A 22,218-nucleotide genomic window follows, 5' to 3' on the forward strand; every position below is an offset into this window, starting at 1 on the left:
AAGGTAGGGGTAATTCATGAATTACCCCTACCTTGATTTATTCGAGATCCGATGGCACGCCACGCGAACGGGTGTTGGTTCGATCGATCGACTCTTAGATATAATAGATATAGCGACTAAAGTAGAGTATCTGAACATGAGTACTAGATTAGAAGTTCAGTCAGCGATCGAGCAATTACCCAAAGGTGAAATTCGCGATCTGTCAAAGTGGCTGCAAGAATATCTCGACGAAGAGTGGGATCGAGAGATTGAAGCAGACTTTGGAGCGGGAAAACTCGATCGTCTAATCGCTAGAGCAGAGTCAGATATTGCTAATAATAATGTAAGGAATCTAGATGAAGTCCTTGACAACCTCTGATTTTGGCAAGCCTATAGAGAATTGTCGCCAGCTATGAAAAGACGGGCAAAGAAAGCTTATAAGCTGTGGCAAGAAAATTCACTTCATCCCTCATTGCATTTCAAGAAAGTTGGTAAAAAGCTTTGGTCTGTTCGGATTAGTGGTGGCTGCCGCGCATTAGCATTGAAAGAAGGTGATGATTACTATTGGATCTGGATTGGCGAACATGACGAATACGAGCGGTTTTTGAACTAATTAGTTTTTGCCCACCAGTTCTAACGATTCCCTAGCGGGACGCTCCGCGAACGAGTTGTCGATCGATTATGCCCAATTGTTTGTTGGCACAGCCTCTCCTTGGAGAATCGATATTGATACTCGATCGATATTAATGGTGGTTGTCTCTTTATAAATCTTCGCCATCATCGAGATTGGTCAAAGAACAGTCTAAAATACGACATAGCAAAACTACCTGTCTAATGGTTAGCCTTGGTTCACTGCGCCCTTGCTCCCAATTACTAACTGTTTGGTTTGTTATCCCTAATGCCTGAGCGATATCCCTTTGAGATAAATTGCGCTGTTTGCGGAGACTGACGATGCGTTGGCGTAGCCTTTCAGAATGAGAATCGCTCAATGCCATACTTAATTACAAATCAGTTTAGATAAATTAACTTGACAAACCCTAAACTAATTTGTAGTAATCTCAACTCATAACTTTCTTAGTTAGACGGATAGATAAAAATTTTCTCGTTCTTTGCTGGTATTGGCTTTCTCGATCTAGGCTTTGAAATGGCTGGTTTTGACGTTGCCTATGTTAATGAGATTGTACCCTCGTTCTTAGATGGATATAAGCACTCGCGTAGTTAGATGAACTTATCTCAACCAGAGTATGGATATGAGCTAGCTGACACAGCTAGTCTGCTTGAGACAGAGAAAATAGAGAGGTTAAGAGATCTCTTAACTGATGCCAAAAAAGATGCCTCTTTGATTGGGTTTATTGCTGGGCCACCTTGCCCAGATGGCTCTCCGGCACTTATGGTGATAAACATTGCTTATCACCATAAGTGCCGGAGAGCCTCTTTTTTTTTAATTGAACAACCTTATCAAAAATGTCTTGGATAGCATCCTCGCTCATTTTTTCATTTTCACTTGCTTAACTGTTAATTCTCTAACCTTTTCATATATATACTCTTGATGGATTAAACAATCCGTAGAAGCGATTATTCAGGCCTAAACCCACAAACCCGACTGTATCGCCATGAGCGGACTGCTGGTAAAATCTACCGCCTTCATGAAAGATAATCTCGAAGCCTTCAACGAGAAAGGCATTACCATTCCGATCGTCCTCGGCGGTGCCGCCCTCACCCCCAAATTTGTCTACAAAGACTGCCAGCAGGTGTACAAGCGATCGATGTTATTTTTATCTGTCAGGACTTTAAAAAGTGGGATGCTCCCATCGATATATAGCAATTCTAAATGAGAAGCTATCCGATCTTCTTTCTTTCTCTGCGCCCTGGCGCGTCGCTGCGGTTAAAATAACACCAAGCTCGCATCTAACAAATGATTTAGGACTGCTACAGGTTGAGTAATAGTCTCGAAAATAGTCTAGGATTGCTATAAAAGACAGTGCAATATGAGCGTAGATTGGCAACTTCCACCTCAATTAGAAATTCCCCTTGAATTTGTCGCGGCGGTGCGGGCGTGTAAACCGACGGTTAATGGTAAATATGCCGCTCAATTATTATGGCAGCGGGGGATTCGGGATCTCGATCGCATTCCAGGTTATTTAGATTACAACAAATATCAACCGACTAGTCCGTTTGCGTTTGGGGCGGAAATGACGGCGGCGGTGGAGCGATTGAAAAAAGCCTACATTTATGCCGAGAAGGTCGCTATTTGGGGCGATTTTGATGCAGATGGGGTCACTGCGACTAGCGTACTTTGGGACGGCTTAGGGCAGTTTTTCAAGCAGGGAGAGGGGCTGAGTTATTATATTCCCGATCGGATGAAGGAATCGCATGGGCTAAATAATGCGGGCATTAAAAAATTGGCGGCGCAAGGGGTAGATTTGATTGTTACTTGCGATACGGGCAGTACGAATATTCAAGAAATTGAATATGCAACTAAATTAGGTGTCGGTATTATTATTACCGATCACCACACTTTACCGCTGCAACGTCCGCCTGTGGTGGCGATTGTCAACCCGCGCTATTTTGAAGAGAGTCATCCGTTGTTTCATTTAGCTGGTGTTGCGGTTGCTTATAAATTAATCGAAGCTTTATATCTGACTTTGCCAGATATTCCACAGCAGCCTGTAGAGTATTTATTGGATTTAGTCGCGATCGGGTTAATTGCCGATTTGGTGAAGCTCAATGGCGATTGTCGCTATCTGGCGCAGAAGGGCATCGAGCGGGTAACGTTGCAAAATAAAACCGATATTGATGGTTTTCGTCCGGGGGTAAATAAGCTATTACAATTATGTAAGCGGAATGGCGATCGACCGACGGATATTTCGTTTGGAATCGCACCGCGAATTAATGCCATTAGTCGGATTCATGGCGATGCGAGTTTTGGGGTAGAGTTATTAACTAGCAAAGATATCGATCGATGTCACGAGCTAGCTGCTGAAACCGAATTAGCGAATACGCGCCGGAAGGAATTGCAGAAGAATATGACCCTCAAAGTTGAGGCTAAATTAGCAGAGCTAGATTTGTCTACGACTTCGGTTATCGTGCTGGTAGATAATAATTGGTCGCCAGGAGTGTTGGGTTTAATTGCCGGACAAATTGCCCAAGAGCATGGCAAGCCGACAATTTTGTTAAGTACCAGTAGCGATGAAGATACTATTAAGGGACAGCCCAAAATTGCCAGAGGTTCTGCGCGATCGACTCAAAATGTCGATCTCTATCAATTAGTTAATTCTCAAGCGCATTTACTCAATAGTTTCGGCGGACATCCGTTTGCAGCGGGGATGAGTATTAATGTCGAAAATATTCCGATCTTTACTGAAGCGATCGATCGGCAGTTACACGCTCAAATCGATAAATTACCACCGTTATCGATTCAGACAGATTTAGTCGTGACAGTTGCCGACTTGAGTGTGTCGAGCGGACGAGACTTATTCGAGGATTTACTATTGCTAGAGCCTTATGGCATGGGCAATCCAGTTCCTAAGCTCCTCATTAAAAATTGTCAGTTTAAGGACATCAAAAATAAAAATATCCAAGATTATAAAGGCAACATCGTTCGATATATTCGGACTAAATTCGAGCTAATCGATGCCAGTAGCTCTAAAGGTTTCCCAGGGATTTGGTGGGGACATTACGAACACGAGCTACCGCGAGTAACTTGCGATGCGATCGTCGAGCTAGATTTTAATTCTTACGAGAAGAAGATGGAAGTGCGATTGGTCGAAGTTCGTCCGGCAGCAATAATTAGTACGATTGCCGATATCTCAAAGCAACCTAATTTCGCTACTCGACAAGTACCTTTAGAAATACTCGATTTTCGTCACAATTCAGCCGATGAGCGAGAAGATTCAGCAGCAATTACCTGGGTAAAAAAATGTCCTAGTAATTGGAGCGAGTTACAAGGCTACTGCCAAAAAGCCATTCGCGATCGTGGGACGTTAGCTTTAGATTATCAGACTACTAATTTAGCAAGCAGCCGCGAAATATTAGAGCAGTTAGTTGGCATCGCTAAGTATCTATCGAATACCAACGAGGAGATCGAACTAGAACGGTTAAAATTAAAGTTAGCAATTAGCGATCGCACCATTAGATTGGGATTAGATGCTTTAGTGGAAATCGGATTTCAGATTTCCATCCAGCCAGAAACCAATCTCGTCAAAATAGTTGTAACTCGATCGCCAATTGATGGAGATATAGATTTATATTCATTATTGACAGTCCAGAAATTCTTTGCAGCGATCGAAGAAGAACAGTTCAATCGGAACTATTTTCTTCAGGTACCAACATACGCGATCGAATCGAACCTGAGTAGTTCAAATATCTAAATTAAATTTATGACGATAAAATCTGTGCTGTTCGATCTGGATGGTACCCTACTCGATCGAGATCGCTCCATCGAGAAATTTATCGATATTCAGTACGATCGACTCAATTATTATTTAAGTCATATTCCTAAAGTTGATTATGCAACAAGGTTTATAAAATTAGACTCGAACGGACATGCTTGGAAAGACGAAGTTTATCGAAATCTAGTCATTGAATTTAAAATCGAGGGGATTACCTGGCAAGATTTACTACACGACTACGAAACCCAGTTTCAAGTCCATTGCGTGCCATTTCCGTTACTGACAGAAATGCTGGATACTTTGAAACAGCAAGGATACTTGCTCGGAATTATCTCCAACGGGCGCGGCGAATTTCAAAATCGAGCGATTTCTGGATTAGGCATTCGCGACTATTTTGACGCGATCCTAATTTCGGAAATCGAAGGCGTAAGAAAGCCAGCATCGGCGATTTTTCAGCGGGGAATCGATCGATTGGGTAGCTCGGCTCGACACAGCGTCTTTGTCGGCGATAACCCCACAGCAGACATTATCGGAGCCAAGCAAGCAGGAATGCGGACAATCTGGAAACGCAATCCACATTGGCTGGAGGCAAAACAAGCAGATGCAGTTATTAACGAACTAGATGAAATCCCCGCGCTCCTCGAACGATTTTCAGGCTGTTAACGACAGAATGCGGATTGCAGCACTTTTATTTTTAAAAACCACCATCAGATCCAATCTCAATTTTCACAATGAGCATTGCTGGCTGCAAATAATCTGTCCCCCAGTCCCCCAGTCCCCCTATCTCCCATCGGCTAGTGAGCGAAGCCGTTGGCGAAGCCTCGCCTTGCGACATCTCCCATCTCCCATCTCACTCAGATAAATCGCCAACAACCAACAAAGAGATGCTAAATTTTTATATAGTGTAAGTTTAAATACTGCTGTTTTGGGAGCGTACATATAATGATCGTAATTTTCAACCTGGCACTGTTCGCATTAGTGCTACTATCTTTCGTGATGATTGTCGGCGTGCCTGTTGCTTATGCAGCACCACAAAACTGGGATCGATCGAAACAACTGCTATTCGTCGGCTCTGGAGCGTGGACGCTTTTAGTCGTTGTCGTGGGAGTACTCAACTTCTTGGTCGTTTAGATTGCTGATGTCTGAGATCGGCTGCTAGGATGGCAATCTTGTCTCAATTTCAGCCGATCCCGACCTACTGTGCCAGCTATATAATAATATTATCTAGTTTTACGCGTAAGTTTTAATTAAATGGCAGTTTTTGAAGGCACTCTCGTCTGCGATAGCTCTTTACGGTTTGCGATCGTTGTCGGACGATTTAATGACCTCGTTACGAATAAACTCTTAGATAGCTGCCAGGATTGCCTCAAACGCCACGGAATCGATATCGACCCCAAAGGTACCCAAGTAGACTATGCGTGGGTGCCAGGATGCTTTGAGGTGCCGTTGGTGGCGAAAAGAATGGCCGAATCCGGTCGTTATGATGCGGTGATCTGCTTGGGCGCGGTAATTCGGGGCGATACTCCTCATTTTGACTATGTATCTTCAGAAGTTGCCAAAGGGGTGGCGGCGGTAGGTTTTCAGAGCGGTACGCCAGTTATCTTTGGAGTACTAACTGTCGATACCATGACTCAAGCACTAGAACGTGCGGGAATTAAAGGCAATCACGGCTGGGGTTACGCGCTCAATGCGATCGAAATGGCTACATTAATGAAAACATTACCCGCTCGACAAGCCTAATTGAATCTTAGCTGGTTGAAAATTTGGTATTATAAATCGGATATAGCATTAGCCGCCAATAATTCACCTGCGAATAGGATCGTAATTTGATTCCTCATTTAGGGAAAACTCCTGAGTTTTAAGATGTTATTTAGATTCGTTGACCTCTGGTCTGCCGTAGGCAATCGAAGTTAATTTATTTAAACTAGATAGTGGCGCGATCGTTGGCGATCGAATGATAGATTATTAGATCGAATTAGTAGCGATCGGGTTCCATTATTCTGTGGCTCCTAAATTTTTGAGTCGATCGAGTGTGGTTTGCAAGTCGGTATTTTTAGCTTGACTGCGGTAAAGTTTAGCTGCTTGCCGAAGATCGGCGGTCGCTCCTTCTTTATCGCCTAATTCTGATTTAGTGTTACCCCGATTAGAATAAGCTTTGGCATCTTGAGGATTGATGCGGATGGCACGATCGTAGTCAGCAATTGCACTTTTTCGATCGCCTAATTTGTATTTAGCCATGCCCCGATTATTATAAGCATCAGCATATTGAGGATTGATGCGGATAGCAGTATCATAGTCAGCAATTGTACCTTTTTCATCACCTAATTTGTATTTATTATATGCTCGATAAAAATAAGCCTCTGAATCATTAGAATTGAGAGCAATCTTGCGATCGTAATCAGCAATCGCACCTCGACGATCGCCCATTTTAGTTTTAATATATCCCCGATTAGAGTAAGCATTTTCAGCTTGAGGATTAATTTGGATCGTGCGATCGTAGTCAGAGATTGCTCCTTCTAGATCGTCTAAATCATCTTTAACATTACCTCGATTGTAGTAAGCATTGCTGTATTCAGGATTGATGTCGATCGCGCGATTGAAGTTATAGATAGCTGCTTGTTTATCACCTAGTTCAGATTTAATAATCCCCCGCTGGCGATAAGCTTCGGCATATGTAGAGCTGATATCGATCGCACTATTGTAGTCAGCAAGCGCGCCTTGTTTATCACCTAATTTAGATTTAGCCATGCCCCGATTGAAATAAGCTAATGCGTATTTAGGCTGGAGACTAATGGCTCGATCGAAATCGGCGATCGCTGATTGTAGATTGCCTGAAGCGGCACTATCTTTAGCTCGAACGTAATAAGATTTCGCTTCTTTTTTTTCCGCTCTCTCTTGTTTAGTTGGTTCATCTTCAAAGTCTTCGCGAAGTTCTTGAAGTGTCTCCTCCCTGTCTTCTGGTTTGCCTACATAAACTTCAAATTTACGGGTTTCAGCAATCTTCCGATCGCGATTGTAGGAATTTTTTGCATGTTGGGCTGGAAATGCTGCTGCTTGAGAACTAGGTACTGCGATCGCAATCTCTACCTTTGGAGCTAATAAAGGTTGATATTTGGTGCTGTTTTCGGCACCTGTTATTAAAGCTGTAGTAAACAATAATGAGATCGTAATATTCATTTGTTTTTTATATGTAGCTGAATTTTATGTACAAATCTAATGTAAGTCGATAATTTTATTAGCTAATCTAACTTTGCTAATGGTAATGTTGTCAAGCAACAATTTAGCCGTTAATTTTAACGTTAAAGCTGCGATCTAATGATTTCTAAGAACATCAACCGATCGAACCTAGCTGAAATTGCCACACGTTAGATTTTAGAGAGATATTGACCGAGCCAGATCGCCGTCGAACCCAGTGAAAAACTAGTTAGATTAGTTACCAAACTGAGTAAAATTGCGTTGCGATAATTAATCGCATATTTGTTGATTGCATAAATAATCCAGGCTTCATACAGCCAAATAAAGACTTCGGAGATCGGTAATGCCCATGCCCCAGGTAAAAATATACCAGTCAATAAGGGTAAGGCAACACCATAATTTAATATGGCGTTGCCGATGACAAACATCAATAGATTCAAGCTCCAGAAGCTGATGGTACCAGTTACCCAGATGGCAGTTTTTTTTGGTTGTTTGCCGAGCGAATAATATGCGGTGACGATCGCACCATACAGCAATGACATAAAAATCCAGAACATACCCATAGTCCTGGTACCAAGGCTGCTAAAAGCGGTCAGAGCGGGAAAACTAAACCACACAATTGGCAGCGAAAATAAATGGACTAACAGCACCGAAAGGAGAAACCGCCGCAGATCTGATTTGGTTGGTTGCTGACGGCACAGGTAAAAATAAGCGATGACTACTTCGCTACCGACACTGAGAACCAACAGCAAGATCGCCAAAATGGTCGGATCGATCGGGCTAGCTCTTTTATTGTTGCTGGTAGTAGATTTTTCAGCTTCATCCGCTGTTTTAGAGACGAGTAAGTCAGTGGGAGTAATTTTAATTGTCAGATCTGTTTCCCAGCCAAAGTGCCAGCCAGAACTCTCCTCCGGTGGTATTTTGAAAACATTAGTCGATCTGACTCGATCGGGAAATTGAGCGATAATTTTGAGTAGATTGGGATTGAATTTGGCGGATGTACCCAGATCGAAAACGTCATGTTGTCCAGTTGACCAAAAACAAGTATTATCCACACAACCAAAGTGGGGTTGCCACGGATTAGAAGTATCATCAGAGTGTTTGACTAGTGGGGCACCAGGGATACAACCCGATCGGTTGCAGGTGTTGTAGTGCATGATGAGCAATGGTTTTTGGCATTGCGCCGACTCACACTGGACGATTTGCACGCCTTCGAGGGCAGGTCGATCTGGGCTAAATCTCAGCCAATGGCGATCGGGTGGTCGAGGTGAATTGGCGATCGCGGCTGTTGCTAGTGACAGGATAATTACTACTGTTACGATCGTGACAAGTAGCTGTTGAGATGATTTGCGAATTGTTTGCACCACTTTTTCTAGAAATTTACATCAGGGCGATCGAGTTATTAACAACTCGATCGCATCTAAAAAGTTGCATTAATCTGTAAACGTATATTTCTCTAATTGACATAGATTAAGACTCCGACCTTCCCCAATGCTCCCATTCCGCAAGACAGCTTTGAGATCGTAATAACATCCTTGAGTAGAATTACCAAAATTAACTTCGATCTGATTACCAGATGGTAGATAATCACTCCCAAATACATCTTCTTCCCAACTATTCGTATTAACGGGGGATACATACAAATTGATGATATCCGAGCTAGTACGATTGACGATCGTGAAATTCTGGCGACCAGCTAACGCGCTACTCAAGTTCATGGATCCCGTAGCAGCAGACAAAACGAGCGTGGCGATCGAATACTGAAATAATTTACTTTTCATACAGATTGAATCATTAGTACCTAAAATTCAAGGGGTGTGCAGGCGTGACAAATTCAGCTCGATCTGCACGATATTTCGCGGATATTGTATTTATTCGATCGAGAGTGCGATCGCTCTAGCGATCGTAGGTGGAGATTGTGATTTCATTGCGTAGCGAGATCCGCCAATAGTAGTCATATTTTTTACAGTCGCTAAGTATTATAGCTTAATACTTCAATCGTACCCACCCGTTGCTTCAAATCACACCCCAAAAAGTCACAAGAAAGTCACAAGTTTTGTCAGCGGCGTTATATATTAGTGGTAATGTGTTAACCTCAATTCGTTACATATAGCCGAATTTAGTAGACCTAGCGACTCGAAGAGCATCAGGTAATCCACAATTCCGATCGCCACATCGCCCCAAATGCGGATCTACTCGATCCATTGTGCATCCACAAGTGTCTGCACCTTATTTAATTCTCATTCCCAAGCACCCCAGACATGCACCTAGATCGAGGTATCAGATTTACCAACCAGCTACTGCTCGCCAGTCGTCAACGAGAACTATCAGACATTGAACTCCTGATATTTGGTGGTATTTGGTTAGATATCTCTTATCAACAATCCAGCCAGAATTCTAACTACGAAGTGGCGACGATTAAAAATGCTGCGGCTAAACTGTTGCATGATATCTCTGATGCTGTCGGGGAACGAGTATCGAAGAAAAATTGTAAAGGGATACTTTCTCGCCGTGCTAGTACTAGTGAAGAGCAAGTAGACTGGGGCGATGCACCGACAGATATGCAGCCTTTTTGCGGTAGGGTGGAAGAGCTTGATAAGTTAACCAAGTGGCTGACGATCGATCGCTGTAAGCTAGTCGGCATACTGGGAATCGGCGGGATTGGCAAGACTGCTTTAGCTGCGAGACTGGGAGATAATATCGCTGGAGATTTCGATCTGGCGATTTGGCGTTCCCTGCGTGAGGCTCCACCCCTACAGCAGTCGATAAGTGAATTAGTACAATTCTTATCTGAGTTTACCGAAATCGAAGTACCTAGTAGTAGCGATCGATCGATCTCCCGCTTGCTCTATCATTTACGCCAAAAACGCTGTCTCGTGGTGCTTGATAACGTCGAAGCGATTATGGAAGCAGGGGAATATGCGGGTAACTATCGAGCGGGATATGCTGACTACGGGCAACTATTTCACAATATCGGCACCAGTCGTCATCAAAGCTGTCTGCTATTTACCAGTCGCGAACCGCCCCCAGAAATTGCTGAATTAGCTGGTGAAGATCTACCCGTGCGCTCGCTATGGTTATCGGGATTGACGGCGACTGCACCGACATTGCTGAGTAAAATCGGGCTGAATGGGAGTGAAGCACAGTTAATCGCTGTATCCGAACGCTGTCAGGGCAACCCACTATATCTGCGAATCGTTGCAAATACGATCGTCAATAGTTTCAATGGTGAAATCGATAGCTTTTTAACGGCAAATCAGTTTAATTACGGCAAAATTGCCAATGTGTTGCAATCGCAACTCGATCGACTTTCACCGACTGAAAAACTCATCATTTACCATTTAGCCATCCAGCGCGAACCGATTTCACTTGCCAATATTCAGACGCATTTGCAACCATTAGGACTCGATACCGCCCTCGTCCAAACGATCGATTCACTCCAACAGCGATCGCTCCTCGAAGTCACGCAGGGACAACGCTATACCCTCCAAAATGTGGTGATGGAATTTATGACGGGGGCGACGATTCGGGAGTTGGTGGGCGAGATTAGCAACGATAATTTGTTGGAGCCGTTAGCTCCCCAACAAGAGTTGTTTTTTTTTAACAGTTTAGCCCTCTCTCCTGCGAGTTCACCCACTTATGTGCGCGATATTCAACAGCGATTGATGCTCCGCCCGATCGTCGGACAACTAAGTATCGAAAAGGGACGAGATAACATTATTAAATCTTGTCAGAAACTGCTCTATGTCTATCGACAAGCTGGGTTAATTCCTGGTTACGGTGGCGGAAATATTATCAATCTTTTGATGGCATTGGCGGTCGATTTGCAGGGCTGCGATCTTACCAATTTGTATATTGCTGAAGTTGATTTCCAGGCAACAATTTTGCAAAATGTCGATTTTACAGGTGTCACATTCGATCGATGTCGGTTTGCCCAGGGGTTGGGTACGGCACTGAGATTGACTTTTAGCCCTGACGGGACGTATCTCGCCGTCAGCGATACCAATTATCAGATTAAAGTTTGGGAAGTAGCCACCAACCAAGAAATCGCCCTCCTAATCGGGCATCAAAGCTGGGTGTGGGATGTCCAATTTAGTGCCGATTGCCAATATCTCGTCAGTGGTAGTAGCGATGAAACGATGCGGATCTGGGATTTGGCTAGTAGCGAATGTTTGCAAGTATTACGCGGACATCGCGATTGGGTGTGGCGAGTGAGTTTCGCTGTCAATAGCAATCTAGCGATTAGTATCGGAGCCGATCGACAATTTAGAATCTGGTGGTGGCGAACTAAGCTGAATTTACTCACCCTTCCAGTTCCCGATCTTCAGATCCGCGACGGCACTTTTCATGGGGGACAAGGCTTGCTAGCTACTTGTGGTGGGGAAGGGATTAAAATTTGGCAGGTCTGGACGGGTAGACGTTTACAGAAGATCGATACAGCCAATGCGCTCAATCTTCGGCTGGTATCAATTAGTCCTGATGGCAAGCAGATCTTCGGTGCAAATTTCTCTTGTACGATTCATTGTTGGGCTGTAAAAACTGGCAAACATTTATTCGATTTACGCGGACATCCCACCCAAGTTAGTGATGTTAACTACGATGAGAGCGGGCAGATTATTAGCACTTGTTTAGAACAGATTCGGATCTGGAATATCCAAACTGGAGTTTGTGTAAAAGTAATTAATTTCGGTGGCGATTGCGGCAAAGCAGTAGCCTACAGATCGCCATTAATAGCGACGGGTAGCGATAATGGTGTCATCAAAGTTTGGAATTTAGCAACCGGACAATGTATGACTACCTCCGGTGGAAATGCCCAGCGCATTCTCGGTTTAGCTACCAATCCTCATAACCAGATTGTCGCTAGTAGCAGCGATCGTGGCACTATTCATCTTTGGGATTTTAGTAACATTGTTGCAGGCAAACTACCCCCAGCGATCGCGCTCCAAGCTCATCAAGGGATGGCGACAGCTTTGGCTTTTAGTCTTGATGGTAAGTTAATTGCGAGTACGGGCAGCGATCGATCGATTAAAATTTGGGATGCAATAACAGGCGAACATCTTCAGACTTTGACTGGACATACCGATTATGTTCCGCTGCTATTATTTATTGACGATCGCACTATTGTCAGTCAAAGTTATGACAAAACTATTCGGCAGTGGGATCTCACTACTGGCGAGTGGAAAATCTTAATTTCGATGGAACTTCAATATTTAATTGTATTGTGTCGTTCGCCAGATTGTCAGTCAATTGTCTTTGGTTCCGATCTGCCCAGTTTAATTATCTTCGATCGCCATACTGGGCAAACTACAAGCTATCCAGCCGTGGGAAATCGTTTGCGGCAGCTAGTTTTTAGTCAAGATGGTCGATTTCTAATTGGAATTACTGACGATCGCATTCTTAACCTGTGGGAAGTAGACTGTAATTATCACCATTGTGCTTGGAGTATTGGCAAAAGAGACCAAACATCGATCGTGCCTCATCCTAGATTATCCCATCTGCTGATTATCGGTAGCGACGATGGGAGTATTTCAATTTGGGATCTGCAAGAGCGGGTTTGTCTAGAACGCATCGTCGCACACAGCCGAGATATTCTCGCGATGGGAATCGTCCCCGATCCGCAGCGGCTAGTAAGTTGTAGTGTCGATGGCTCGATTAAACTGTGGGGATTGGGAGATGCACATTCGATCGAGGAGCTTTACTCGATCGATTTTGGCAAGCCTTATCAAAATCTCCAACTCAGCGATGTCAAAGGCTTAAATCGATCGCAGTTAAATACCCTGACTCGATTGGGTGCCTCCGGTTGACAGCGAAGTTGTGACGGGGTTAAACGATGTTTGGGCAGCAAGGCAGGAAATCCGATCCTGCCTTGCTACCTGAGTTGATGCGGAGGGGATGAGGGTTACTCTAAGACTTCAACTTCTTAGGCTTGAGATTTTGGCTGAAAAATCCCGTCGTCATCATCCAGGCTTCGGCTTCAGCTTCAGGCGAATAGTTTTCCCGTCTGTCGCTCATAAAACCATGTCCGGCTTTTGGAAAAAGATTGAGAATATAGCGTTTTTTAGCTGTAGAAAGCGCGGCGGCGACTCTACCATGTTCGTCAGCGGCAATCAGTTGGTCTTCGCTACCATACATTAACATTATCGGCGATTGCATGGTTGAGACTCGATCGAGCAGCGATTTTTGTCCTAATGGATTGCCAGGGTTAGCATCGATGCCACCGCCATAAAACGAGATTGCCGCTTTAATTTTGGTAGGATAAACGGCATTAGTTAAAAAAGCGTACCTACCACCCATACAAAAACCAATAACGCCAATTCCATTAGCATTAACTTCCGATTTACCCGCTAGAAAATCGAGACTTTTACCAACATCAGTCATGATGGCATCATCATTGAGCGATTTTAACTTCGTAATTGCACCAGCTACATCAGTATAAGCATAGGTCTTCCCCCGATAAAAGTCGGGTGCGATTGCCGCAAACCCCGATTTTGCCAACCTGTCGCAAATACTTTTACACCATTGATTTAAACCAAAAGCTTCCATTAATACCACCACGGCGGGGAATTTACCCGTCCCGGCTGGAGTTACGTAATAACCCGGTAAATCTTTAGAGATCTGAATATTTTTACCAGTAATAGCTGCCGATTTGCTAATAGGGGTGGTAGTAGTTTGTACTTCTGATTTGGCTCCACTCAGTTTGGTATCCGCGATAACTGCGGCTGTAGCAATGCTGGATGCACCAATTAATATGTCCCGTCGTTTCATTAGTCGTTAAATATAAATAGCGATTATTACTTATCAGTAAACAGGAAAATGCGATCGATTGCTACTGTCACAGTCAAAACTTATCTAAAAAGCCCCACCCCCAGAATTGAGAGTGAGGCGAAGAAATAAGTAACAATGACGATCTAGAACACAAAAGTAGTCCGAATCGTACCGAGATACTCAGTTGGATTACTCGCATTACTTTCGGGGTTAGTCAACAGTAACAAACCGGGCGTAACATAAAGATTATCGCTGAACTTGTACTTGTAGAAAGCTTCGATATGCATACTGGTATCTCGATCTACACGACGAGCAGCATTAGCAGTACCAGCATTATTAAAGAAACTATTACCAGTCAGTTTAGGCTGCATCCCCACGACAAAGCCCAAAGTACTACCTTTAGAACCAAAATCTTTCACCGCTAAAGTAGCAGCATAGTTCCAGATATCCGCACTACCACCACCAGTGGCTTCTCGTGTCGCTTGAGTCAAACCACCCCAAGCCGAGAGAACCAGATCTTTAGAGAGATTGACGCTACCGAGTACCGAATAGTGATTAGCTGAAGTTGGTGCAGCACCGAAGGGACTATTAGCAATACTACTGCCTGTATTTCCTGAAACGCCCGTACCAGTGGAGTTGTAAGCGCGAGCATAAATTAAGCCCAAGCTTACATCTTCAGAAGGTTTGAGAGTAAGTTGGGAAAATATTACGTTAGAGCCGTTAAATAATCCATTGCTTCCTGTTGGATTATTTACAGTTTCTGGAGGATTGATAACTCCCGGAACAGCGACTGCACCTGGAGTGGCAACACGCGGAACGGCGTAGCTCAATACAAAGCCGAGATTGGGGCTGAACTTGTGATCCACACCAATACCAGCACCCTCACCACTGAGGCGATAGACAGGGTTAAACCGTCCGAATCTGGTAACTGCACCCAAACCAGCCGATTGGTGTTCGGGGTTGAAGGTGTAGTAGTTATCGTTAAACTCACTACCGACTGTCTCGATAAATACTTTAGTAGTCGGTGCTAACGGCAGTTGATACTGCAATCTTTGGAGATTTGTAGCATTTTCTTCACTACCTTCAAATCCCAATCGAGTCATGTTAGTACCCGAAGCTGCGCCAGCAAAACTATTGCTGTTGCGGGACTGGAGCCGAACTAAGAGCAGATCTTTACCAGTAAAACTACTGCGGAAATTGAGCCGAACGCGATCGGAGAAAATAGTAGTACGAGTAGCACTATTTGGGCCGCCAGCTAAACCAGTAACTGCAAAAATCGCTTCGCCAACGAGTTTAGTTGTAGTAGAGAAGCTTTGATCTTTGAGCTTGGTAACTTTAGCATCGACCGCTTGAATGCGACCATCGACCGCTTGTAGTTCGGTGCTAAACGATTGAACTAGTTGCTTGAGCCTGTCGAGATCCTGCTGTGAAACTTCTGGTTCTACTGGCGCAGGAGGCACGACTGGAGCGGGTTCTGGCGGTGCGGGAACAACTTCTGGCGTTGGTGGGGGCGTAACTACCGCTGGAGCTGCGGGTTTGCGCTTTTTGATGCCTCTGCTCGGCTTTCTTCTGGCGACTAGTTGCTCGATCGATTGAACGCAACCATTGAGGCTAGTAGCAAATTGTTCGCGCGAGATCGCCTCTGTACCTGCGGGCATGTTGCCACAATTATACTTGTCACTCAAAGCAGCGAGGGTCTGGTAAGCCCAGTCACTGCGCTGAATCTCGGTTGCTTCTGTGGCTTGGTTAATTTGCGCGGCGTTAGGCTCGGCAGTAGTAGCAGCCAGATTATTTGTGACTTTCACAGGTGCTGGCGTTGCCCCTTGCTGGGTCGTGTTTTTAGCATTAACATCTGTCGATCGATTCTCCGATGGAGAGGCTACGCCAACGCCCGCCGGATTGGCTGAAGCTGGCAATAATGCCGAAACCCAGACAGCCAAACCAATTAGAATCGGTGAGAGTAAATTTTTTGATAATAATTTTACCATTATGATTATTGCTTTTCCTCACACTATAAAGTTTTGCTGCTGTCAAGTATACCAGGTCACATATTATGTTTTATCTTTTTTATTTTCTGCATGGTACTTTACTGTTTGCGATCGCTATAAGCTGTTAGAGAGATGGGAGATGGGAGATGGGAGTAAGGAGTAAGGAGTAAGGAGTAAGGAGTAAGGAGTAAGGAGTAAGGAGTAAGACAAGTTTACGACTTCCATGCATAAACCTAATGCAGCATAGTTGTCCGATCGGTTCGTCAGTTAGGGCATCATAGATAGTAACGATCTCAATTGCGATTAGGCTTCGCCTACGCTATGCGATCGATTGAGTTCGGCAAGTTCGGTTGCATCTGGAAGACACATTGGCATTCAACTAAATTAATTCACATCTCGGTCTAGCTTCCGATATCCGATCGTGACTCAGCAAGATAATAAACCCAAACCATTACAACTCCTCTATATTCACCGCAAAAAAGTGTATGCAGTGTTGGTGGTTGCTGGCGTACTCGCGATCGTCGTAGCTAGTTGTAATTATGATGAAGCGAACGAATCGATCGATGCCGTATTTTACCAAACCACAGCCCAATGCGAAGCCGACATCAACCAGCAGCAAGCCGAATATGTCTCTGCTCAACAACAATACCAGAACGGTCAACTAGACGAAGCACCAACCGCGCCCCCAATGCAAGCCCAAGACTGCGCTCCCCAAATGGCAGCAGCCACAGCCGAACACGAAAAAGCAGCACCTATTTATAACTCACTCGCTGATTGTCAAGCTGAAGGTGTCCAGTGCGAAGCAACACCCGCTGGCGTGCAGGCGGCTGGATACCGCCCCATCTATGGTGGCACCTATATCGACCCTGACGATTCCAACTATACTTACGTTTACTACGGCAACAGTCAACATCGAGTCTACCAAACTCACTCTGTCTATTTAAGCAGCACTCCAGGCAACGTTGTCACCCCTTACGGACGCGAAATTTCCCAAACAACCACAGGACGAGTCTCGGTACCCAGACATACCGCCTTCACCGCCCCAGCCCGCCCAGCAGGTACATCTGGCAGCGGCACGATTCGCGGTAGAAGTTCTCAGGGCTTCGGTTCCTCATTTAAGAGTACGGGTAGAGGAGGGAAATAAACCCAGATGAAACCGATAAAAATTATTCGTCGTCCGAATTGGCAGCGTCATATTGAAGAGAATGCCTACCAAGTAGATGCGTTAAGCGATCCGAACCAGAAATACTGGGTAGAATCGCTTCCGCAGCCCTTCGCCATTCAATTCGATTGCCAGGAAGAAACAGCGATTTCTGAAGCCACAGAAGCGATCTGGGAGCTGTGCGTGGAATTTCTCGATTGGTTTTTTACCGATCGCCATTTAGGCGATGTCGATCGACGATTAGCCGCACTTCAAATTCGTCCCGAATATTGGCAAGCCATTAAAAATAGCTGGGATCGTACCGAACCAGTCGAAGATTTAGCTCTGTGCGCGCGCTTCGATCTGGCTGTCACCGACGAAGGACAAATTAAACTCCTCGAAATTAATGGCGAAACCCCGCTCCTCGGTGCGGAAACCGTCTATCAATGGAATTGGTTTGTGGACTACATGCACAACCACCAGCGCGGTAAATACCCCCTACCGAGCGATGCCAGCCAGTTTAACGAATTTTGGGAGGCGATCGCAAGGCAATGGCGGCGAATCGTTACCGGATATAATCTCAAGCAGCACGGGATCTCGTTTCTAGTCGATGAAAACCTCGAAGAAGATTTAGAAATGGCAATGCAGTTAATTCAAATTCTGCAAGATGAAGTCGATCCGAATATATACACCCAAATTGTCTATCTGCGCGGACTCAAAGACGAACGCGGACGCGAGATCCAGCGAGGATTGGGACTAGATGACGACGGCTATTTTGTAGACCATGTAAACGATCGCATTCCCGTATTGTGGAAGATGTACGATTGGTCGGATCTCCAAAACGATATGGCAAATGTAGGCACTACCCAGGCTCTTGCCAAACGACTGGAAACCGGAGAAGTTAAGATCGTCGAACCTCTCTGGAAACAAGTTCTCTCCAATAAAGGCGCGCTGGCGATGATGTGGGAACAGTTTAAAGATTCAGAATATCGTCAATATCTGTTGGCAACCTATTTAGATACCGATAACTCTTACGAATCAACACAATTGCTCTTAGGAATGCACGTCAGAAAGCCCATGTTGGGGCTAGAAGGCGTTGCAGTATCTATTGAAAGTGGATTTGGTTCCCTAGAACAAAAAGAGTCATTCGGCTATGGTGCCGAGGGATTTATCATCCAAGAATATATCGAACTACCTGAAGCCTTTGGCTATTATTACGCGATCGGCAGTTGGTCGATCGATGGTGCAGCAGCAGGGATAATTATTCGGGGCGATACATCCAAAATTACCGGACGACACTGCTTAATTATTCCCCACATCGTCTCTGACAATGGACTTTATCTTCCAGAGTGAGCCAATATATGCAGGGAATTAAAGCGATCGACCGATCGGGTAGCGTTTCAATCAGAGCATCGAGAGTGAGGCAAAATATTTGGGATTTAGATGCCTTATTGCCGATCGATTATATCATTCCGCCCCACCACCTCGAACTATTACCCAGCGAAGTTTATACCAACTTTTGCAACCTTCTCAGCCGCGATGTCTACTCCGAAGGCGACGCTCAATGGCTGTATAACTACATTCAGTCACGAGCTGATGAAATGTCCCCAGAATTCCTCGCCATGCTGGATTTGTGGTTAGCAGACGAACTCAAGCATTATGAAGCATTGCGGCGAACCTATCATTGCATTACTGGTGTAGACTTTGCGGAGATGAATCATCAATTTGCTAGCAGAGTTCATGAAATCAAGCCGATCGAAATGGTATTAGCCGATGAATTTACCATATTAGTAACGATGATGTTCGACGAGATTGGTTCTGTCTATTCTTATCGCCGAGATCTGTGGGAATACTATCGTCATTTTGGAACGGCAATTCAAAAGATCGGTCATCATTTAGTCAAAGATGAGGGAATGCACTTCAATAATGCAGCAGAGTTGTTGTTAACAAAACACCATCATCGATTAGGCGAGGTGAAAGAATTACTGGAGCAGATTTCGGTATTGGAGAAGAGTTTGCAGAAGTATCATAAAACCTTTTTTCTAGACCACGCACAAGAACAGTATCGGTTTCCATCGCATTTTAATTTGGTATTAATTCGATTCATTTTGGCACGATTGGGTTTAGGATTGCAGCCAGAGCGATTAGGATTGCAAGAGCTATGGCAATGGGTTCCCACTGGATATCGACTAGTACCAATTTTTGCAGGAGATGGCGATCGTTAATTATGACTAATTTAAAACTTAGTACTCAAGCATTGGCGGTCATAGCCAATTTTATTATAATTGAAGCATGGAGTTTTTTTGCTCATTTCGAGAGAAATTTATCATTTGCCACAATTTGTAGCCAAAAGTTTCGACCTTACTCTAAATTTGAGTATGGTTACTGGTTCGATTGGATTTTAATTCTTGAAGACCTAAATATAGGAAGAAAAGAGATCGAGATTTGTTTCGGTAATGGCTGGGTTGAGAGTGGTGATGATAAGATCTCGAATGCACAGAATAGACAAGAATTATCGGTTACAATTGATGAAGTCTGGTTTTGGCAAGATGGTGTTTTAGCAGTTACAGTCTCCAACCCGATGGTTACCAAAAAGTTAATCATAGCCAGATTTCGGCACTTGCAGCGATCGATCTGACGATAATGTCTGAGTGTATTCTCATCGGCGAAACTTCGCGAATTGCAGCCGTAACTAAGTTTCGACAGGCGCATCCGATTGCATCAAATTGAAAAAGTATCGATCGAAAACAGCAACCGAAAAAAACCCAGAAGATCGGAGGATAAGATCGTGCATCGCTCAATTATTGGCTTTCATCAAGATTTAGAACAGCATTGGGTAGCAGAACTAGACTGCGGACATTGCCAACATACTCGCCACGAACCACCCTTCTTTCCACGTCCCTGGGTAACTACAGCAGCAGGGCGAATGGAACAGATCGGGCGAATTTTGAACTGTGTTATCTGCGATCGAGAAACAGTTGAAAATAACGACCGATCCGATCGCTTAAACTAATCGAACTAAAAGATATGAGTACTCAGACACTACGATACAGCCCAAAAGAGTTTTTTTCTAAAGGCACTCAAATATATCAAGAGCAAATTATCCCAAAATTGAATAAAGATTTTGATGGTAAGACGATCGCGATTGATATTGAAACAGGCAAATTTGAAGTAGCAGATACAACTCTAGCTGCTGCTGAAAAGATGTTTAACCGGATCCCAGACGCTCAATTATGGTTCGAGCGGATTGGTGCAGCAGGCGTTCATAAATTCAATACAGTGCGCCCAGCTTATCTATGACGATGTTCGGACGAGTCAATCAAATATACAGAAGAATTGGGGTTTGCCGATCGTAAACTAGGACGCGGACAATAAATGCTGGCTCGACTCATCCAATTAATCGATGAATATCAATCAAAAGTACAGGAAGCAGTCGAGCTATTCGCTCGATTCCAAGGGCTGAAACAACCTCAACATCCATTGGAATGGCAAATGTCAGGAATCCCACAGCAAGGCTATTTAGATCCTGCTGGCAAGATTTTCTATTCCTTACATGGATATGGATGTTGTATTTACTTATTGTCGGGAAAAGTGGACTGGGACTTTGGTGAAGAAGGACAGATTGATGGATTCGATCTCTGGCGTTTGCATGAATTTGCAGAAAAGGGGACGCAAAATTTTCCAGAATTTAGAGATCGGGAAATTTTGAAATCCGTGTTTGCAGAGGCTGAATCAACAGGTGCGATCCATAAGTCAGATTATCTGCTGTATTATTTGTGCGAGGCTGAAATAGTATTTGATTGACAATGTTTCCGGCTTCTCCTTGCCTATTCATCCGATAACGGTGCCAGAACTTGAAACGCGATCGAGTGAGCTTCCTCCTCTTCGACACCTAACGTCTTCAAAATCAGTTCGGTAATTTGCTCTGGATAATCTGGCTCTGAATGTCCGCCGAGAATGGTTCGCATCGCCATCAATCCCGTGCCCAAAATCAGATCGATCGCGGCTTGTTGATTTGTCACCTGAAACCGTCCTAATCGCATCCCTGCCTCTAAATCGGTCGTCACCCCTGTTTTTATCGTTTCGCTCAATGGGGCTGCCACCAAGCCGCTGCGAACGATGACCCAGCCCCAAGTAGAGTCGCGGATTGCTTGATGCAAAAATTGCCGAATCGCGATCGCCATCCGGGCGGCAGGATCTTCAATTTGGGCAGATTGCGCCCACAGACTATGGTTCATTTCATCGCTGAGAGCGACAGCAACGGCGGTGAGGACTTCTTCTCGCGTCTGGAAATAGTTATAAAACGTACCCCGCGCCACGGCGGCTTCAGCGATAATATCGTCGATCGTCACGGCATCAGCTTCTTTACGGGCAAATACCCGATAAGCGGCGGCGATTAAATTCGCTCGCGTGCGTTCCCGTTTTTCTAACCCGATCGATGCTCGTCGCGATGGCTGCATTGTGTTTGACATCCTTACTGCAAAGCCATCGTATTTTACGTGCGATCGCCACTATATAACAATTCGGTGGTGCCGAGATCCCCAACTTTTTCAAAAAGTCGGGGATCTGTACTAGTGCTGATTTGACGATTCGGTTAATTTGAAATTAGATCCGATCTAACTAATTCTAAAATTTGAAATATCGTAGTTGTAAAAACCACAGTTATTCTGGATCGCAGTTAAGGCACCGAACGCATCTTCTCCAAATTTTGTCGGGATAAGTTGGCGGAAATCTGGCAATAGATGCGCCGCTCGATCGT

23 protein-coding genes and 1 pseudogene are annotated in these 22,218 nt (G+C 44.5%); 17 read left to right on the top strand and 7 right to left on the bottom strand.

The window, feature by feature from the left end; genetic code table 11:
- Window positions 1-136 precede the first annotated feature (136 nt).
- Together Q0R35_RS15500 and Q0R35_RS15505 are read left to right on the top strand one after the other, a co-directional pair.
- Complete coding sequence (locus Q0R35_RS15500; protein ID WP_295620269.1) at window positions 137-358, top strand: hypothetical protein; 222 nt, start codon at window positions 137-139, stop codon at window positions 356-358.
- 33 nt (window positions 359-391) lie between these two features.
- The gene (locus tag Q0R35_RS15505) at window positions 392-592 is read left to right on the top strand and encodes a hypothetical protein (protein ID WP_295620272.1); all 201 of its coding nucleotides are present in this window, start codon (window positions 392-394) and stop codon (window positions 590-592) included.
- Between the two features lie 148 nt (window positions 593-740).
- Here the strand turns inward: Q0R35_RS15505 and Q0R35_RS15510 are convergent, their stop codons facing one another.
- Window positions 741-974, bottom strand: a complete 234-nt coding sequence (locus Q0R35_RS15510; RefSeq protein WP_295620276.1) for a helix-turn-helix transcriptional regulator — start codon at window positions 972-974, stop codon at window positions 741-743.
- Window positions 975-1,123: 149 nt separating this feature from the next.
- Between Q0R35_RS15510 and Q0R35_RS19590 the strand changes: the two genes are divergently transcribed.
- The 7 genes and pseudogenes from Q0R35_RS19590 (at window position 1,124) to ribH (ending at window position 6,110) form a co-directional block, all read left to right on the top strand.
- Window positions 1,124-1,201, top strand: coding sequence for a hypothetical protein (locus Q0R35_RS19590; protein WP_366944913.1), 78 nt, complete (start codon window positions 1,124-1,126; stop codon window positions 1,199-1,201).
- Window positions 1,202-1,456, top strand: a complete 255-nt coding sequence (locus Q0R35_RS15515) for a hypothetical protein (RefSeq protein WP_295620279.1) — start codon at window positions 1,202-1,204, stop codon at window positions 1,454-1,456.
- A 76-nt stretch (window positions 1,457-1,532) separates the two neighbouring features.
- Window positions 1,533-1,727 (top strand): annotated as a pseudogene (locus Q0R35_RS15520) (hypothetical protein); the annotation flags it as partial.
- Window positions 1,728-1,967: 240 nt separating this feature from the next.
- Entirely contained in the window at window positions 1,968-4,349 is a 2,382-nt protein-coding gene (gene recJ, locus Q0R35_RS15525; protein ID WP_295620282.1) for a single-stranded-DNA-specific exonuclease RecJ, read from the top strand.
- Between the two features lie 9 nt (window positions 4,350-4,358).
- Window positions 4,359-5,033, top strand: a complete 675-nt coding sequence (locus Q0R35_RS15530) for an HAD family hydrolase (RefSeq protein WP_295620285.1) — start codon at window positions 4,359-4,361, stop codon at window positions 5,031-5,033.
- Window positions 5,034-5,312: 279 nt separating this feature from the next.
- A complete protein-coding gene (gene psbZ / locus Q0R35_RS15535) occupies window positions 5,313-5,501 on the top strand; it encodes a photosystem II reaction center protein PsbZ (protein ID WP_295620288.1) in 189 nt (62 codons plus the stop codon).
- A 120-nt stretch (window positions 5,502-5,621) separates the two neighbouring features.
- A complete protein-coding gene (gene ribH / locus Q0R35_RS15540) occupies window positions 5,622-6,110 on the top strand; it encodes a 6,7-dimethyl-8-ribityllumazine synthase (protein WP_295620291.1) in 489 nt (162 codons plus the stop codon).
- 255 nt (window positions 6,111-6,365) lie between these two features.
- Here ribH and Q0R35_RS15545 read toward each other — a convergent pair whose 3' ends face one another.
- The 3 genes from Q0R35_RS15545 to Q0R35_RS15555 all read right to left on the bottom strand — a co-directional run bounded on the left by Q0R35_RS15545 (window position 6,366) and on the right by Q0R35_RS15555 (window position 9,346).
- Window positions 6,366-7,547: a tetratricopeptide repeat protein gene (locus Q0R35_RS15545; protein WP_295620294.1), complete on the bottom strand. Its 1,182-nt coding sequence runs from the start codon at window positions 7,545-7,547 to the stop codon at window positions 6,366-6,368.
- A gap of 188 nt (window positions 7,548-7,735) precedes the next feature.
- Window positions 7,736-8,929 carry a hypothetical protein gene (locus Q0R35_RS15550; RefSeq protein ID WP_295620297.1) on the bottom strand — a complete coding sequence of 398 codons (1,194 nt, stop codon included), beginning with the start codon at window positions 8,927-8,929 and terminating at the stop codon, window positions 7,736-7,738.
- 69 nt (window positions 8,930-8,998) lie between these two features.
- On the bottom strand, window positions 8,999-9,346 hold the full coding sequence (locus Q0R35_RS15555; protein WP_295620301.1) for a hypothetical protein: 348 nt from the start codon (window positions 9,344-9,346) through the stop codon (window positions 8,999-9,001).
- A 480-nt stretch (window positions 9,347-9,826) separates the two neighbouring features.
- Here Q0R35_RS15555 and Q0R35_RS15560 point away from each other — a divergent pair, with 480 nt between their 5' ends.
- Window positions 9,827-13,369, top strand: a complete 3,543-nt coding sequence (locus Q0R35_RS15560; protein WP_295620305.1) for a WD40 repeat domain-containing protein — start codon at window positions 9,827-9,829, stop codon at window positions 13,367-13,369.
- Between the two features lie 100 nt (window positions 13,370-13,469).
- On the opposite strand, the gene Q0R35_RS15565 is transcribed toward Q0R35_RS15560, so the two are convergent.
- On the bottom strand, window positions 13,470-14,330 hold the full coding sequence (locus tag Q0R35_RS15565; protein ID WP_295620308.1) for a dienelactone hydrolase family protein: 861 nt from the start codon (window positions 14,328-14,330) through the stop codon (window positions 13,470-13,472).
- A 143-nt stretch (window positions 14,331-14,473) separates the two neighbouring features.
- Complete coding sequence (locus Q0R35_RS15570) at window positions 14,474-16,318, bottom strand: iron uptake porin (protein ID WP_295620313.1); 1,845 nt, start codon at window positions 16,316-16,318, stop codon at window positions 14,474-14,476.
- A gap of 421 nt (window positions 16,319-16,739) precedes the next feature.
- On the opposite strand from Q0R35_RS15570, the gene Q0R35_RS15575 reads away from it, so the two are divergent.
- From Q0R35_RS15575 to Q0R35_RS15605, 7 genes are all read left to right on the top strand, one after another.
- Window positions 16,740-17,462, top strand: coding sequence for a DUF1190 domain-containing protein (locus tag Q0R35_RS15575; RefSeq protein ID WP_295620316.1), 723 nt, complete (start codon window positions 16,740-16,742; stop codon window positions 17,460-17,462).
- Window positions 17,463-17,468: 6 nt separating this feature from the next.
- Complete coding sequence (locus Q0R35_RS15580; RefSeq protein WP_295620319.1) at window positions 17,469-18,812, top strand: glutathionylspermidine synthase family protein; 1,344 nt, start codon at window positions 17,469-17,471, stop codon at window positions 18,810-18,812.
- 8 nt (window positions 18,813-18,820) lie between these two features.
- The gene (locus Q0R35_RS15585) at window positions 18,821-19,684 is read left to right on the top strand and encodes a hypothetical protein (protein WP_295620322.1); all 864 of its coding nucleotides are present in this window, start codon (window positions 18,821-18,823) and stop codon (window positions 19,682-19,684) included.
- 316 nt (window positions 19,685-20,000) lie between these two features.
- The gene (locus Q0R35_RS15590) at window positions 20,001-20,189 is read left to right on the top strand and encodes a hypothetical protein (protein ID WP_295620325.1); all 189 of its coding nucleotides are present in this window, start codon (window positions 20,001-20,003) and stop codon (window positions 20,187-20,189) included.
- A 58-nt stretch (window positions 20,190-20,247) separates the two neighbouring features.
- Window positions 20,248-20,472, top strand: coding sequence for a DUF3565 domain-containing protein (locus Q0R35_RS15595; protein WP_295620327.1), 225 nt, complete (start codon window positions 20,248-20,250; stop codon window positions 20,470-20,472).
- 14 nt (window positions 20,473-20,486) lie between these two features.
- The gene (locus Q0R35_RS15600; RefSeq protein WP_295620330.1) at window positions 20,487-20,759 is read left to right on the top strand and encodes a hypothetical protein; all 273 of its coding nucleotides are present in this window, start codon (window positions 20,487-20,489) and stop codon (window positions 20,757-20,759) included.
- A gap of 75 nt (window positions 20,760-20,834) precedes the next feature.
- Window positions 20,835-21,263 carry a hypothetical protein gene (locus tag Q0R35_RS15605; protein ID WP_295620333.1) on the top strand — a complete coding sequence of 143 codons (429 nt, stop codon included), beginning with the start codon at window positions 20,835-20,837 and terminating at the stop codon, window positions 21,261-21,263.
- Between the two features lie 23 nt (window positions 21,264-21,286).
- On the opposite strand, the gene Q0R35_RS15610 is transcribed toward Q0R35_RS15605, so the two are convergent.
- Complete coding sequence (locus Q0R35_RS15610) at window positions 21,287-21,919, bottom strand: TetR/AcrR family transcriptional regulator (protein WP_295620336.1); 633 nt, start codon at window positions 21,917-21,919, stop codon at window positions 21,287-21,289.
- Window positions 21,920-22,218 lie beyond the last annotated feature (299 nt).

The sequence above is a fragment of the Chamaesiphon sp. GL140_3_metabinner_50 genome (genome assembly GCF_025361915.1).
GTDB lineage: Bacteria > Cyanobacteriota > Cyanobacteriia > Cyanobacteriales > Chamaesiphonaceae > Chamaesiphon.

What these genes read in the sequence shown, in the direction of transcription:
- Q0R35_RS15500 (WP_295620269.1), top strand. Translation starts at nt 137, where the DNA reads ATGAGTACTAGATTAGAAGTTCAGTCAGCGATCGAGCAATTACCCAAA.
- Q0R35_RS15505 (WP_295620272.1), top strand. Translation starts at nt 392, where the DNA reads ATGAAAAGACGGGCAAAGAAAGCTTATAAGCTGTGGCAAGAAAATTCA.
- Q0R35_RS15510 (WP_295620276.1), bottom strand. Translation starts at nt 974, where the DNA reads ATGGCATTGAGCGATTCTCATTCTGAAAGGCTACGCCAACGCATCGTC.
- Q0R35_RS19590 (WP_366944913.1), top strand. Translation starts at nt 1,124, where the DNA reads ATGGCTGGTTTTGACGTTGCCTATGTTAATGAGATTGTACCCTCGTTC.
- Q0R35_RS15515 (WP_295620279.1), top strand. Translation starts at nt 1,202, where the DNA reads ATGAACTTATCTCAACCAGAGTATGGATATGAGCTAGCTGACACAGCT.
- recJ (WP_295620282.1), top strand. Translation starts at nt 1,968, where the DNA reads ATGAGCGTAGATTGGCAACTTCCACCTCAATTAGAAATTCCCCTTGAA.
- Q0R35_RS15530 (WP_295620285.1), top strand. Translation starts at nt 4,359, where the DNA reads ATGACGATAAAATCTGTGCTGTTCGATCTGGATGGTACCCTACTCGAT.
- psbZ (WP_295620288.1), top strand. Translation starts at nt 5,313, where the DNA reads ATGATCGTAATTTTCAACCTGGCACTGTTCGCATTAGTGCTACTATCT.
- ribH (WP_295620291.1), top strand. Translation starts at nt 5,622, where the DNA reads ATGGCAGTTTTTGAAGGCACTCTCGTCTGCGATAGCTCTTTACGGTTT.
- Q0R35_RS15545 (WP_295620294.1), bottom strand. Translation starts at nt 7,547, where the DNA reads ATGAATATTACGATCTCATTATTGTTTACTACAGCTTTAATAACAGGT.
- Q0R35_RS15555 (WP_295620301.1), bottom strand. Translation starts at nt 9,346, where the DNA reads ATGAAAAGTAAATTATTTCAGTATTCGATCGCCACGCTCGTTTTGTCT.
- Q0R35_RS15560 (WP_295620305.1), top strand. Translation starts at nt 9,827, where the DNA reads ATGCACCTAGATCGAGGTATCAGATTTACCAACCAGCTACTGCTCGCC.
- Q0R35_RS15565 (WP_295620308.1), bottom strand. Translation starts at nt 14,330, where the DNA reads ATGAAACGACGGGACATATTAATTGGTGCATCCAGCATTGCTACAGCC.
- Q0R35_RS15570 (WP_295620313.1), bottom strand. Translation starts at nt 16,318, where the DNA reads ATGGTAAAATTATTATCAAAAAATTTACTCTCACCGATTCTAATTGGT.
- Q0R35_RS15580 (WP_295620319.1), top strand. Translation starts at nt 17,469, where the DNA reads ATGAAACCGATAAAAATTATTCGTCGTCCGAATTGGCAGCGTCATATT.
- Q0R35_RS15585 (WP_295620322.1), top strand. Translation starts at nt 18,821, where the DNA reads ATGCAGGGAATTAAAGCGATCGACCGATCGGGTAGCGTTTCAATCAGA.
- Q0R35_RS15600 (WP_295620330.1), top strand. Translation starts at nt 20,487, where the DNA reads ATGAGTACTCAGACACTACGATACAGCCCAAAAGAGTTTTTTTCTAAA.
- Q0R35_RS15605 (WP_295620333.1), top strand. Translation starts at nt 20,835, where the DNA reads ATGCTGGCTCGACTCATCCAATTAATCGATGAATATCAATCAAAAGTA.
- Q0R35_RS15610 (WP_295620336.1), bottom strand. Translation starts at nt 21,919, where the DNA reads ATGCAGCCATCGCGACGAGCATCGATCGGGTTAGAAAAACGGGAACGC.